The organism is Aeromicrobium phragmitis, from assembly GCF_003674095.1.
GTDB lineage: Bacteria > Actinomycetota > Actinomycetes > Propionibacteriales > Nocardioidaceae > Aeromicrobium > Aeromicrobium phragmitis.
The window spans coordinates 1-295 of the sequence record NZ_RDBF01000289.1; the positions used below are offsets into that span (position 1 = coordinate 1).

Below are 295 nucleotides of genomic sequence, written 5' to 3' on the forward strand. Positions count from 1 at the left end.
TCGCGATTCAGTACGACCCTGGTGCGGGCTATCAGTTCGTCGAGGAGCGCGAGTGGATCGCGGCCATCGGCGTGCACTACGCGCTCGGGCTCAACGGCATCGGCCTCACCCTCGTGCTGCTCACGACGGTGCTCACGCCGGTGGTCATCCTCGCCGCCTGGGGCGACCGGCTGCCCGATCCCAGCCGCACGAACAGCTACCTCGCCTGGATGCTCGCGCTCGAGGGACTCGCGATCGGCGTCTTCGCCGCGACCGACGTCTTCTTGTTCTACGTCTTGTTCGAGGCGACGCTCGT

General features: G+C 67.1%; 1 pseudogene. It reads left to right on the top strand.

Annotated elements, in window-relative coordinates:
• Positions 1–295 (top strand): annotated as a pseudogene (locus D9V41_RS18195) (NADH-quinone oxidoreductase subunit M); the annotation flags it as partial.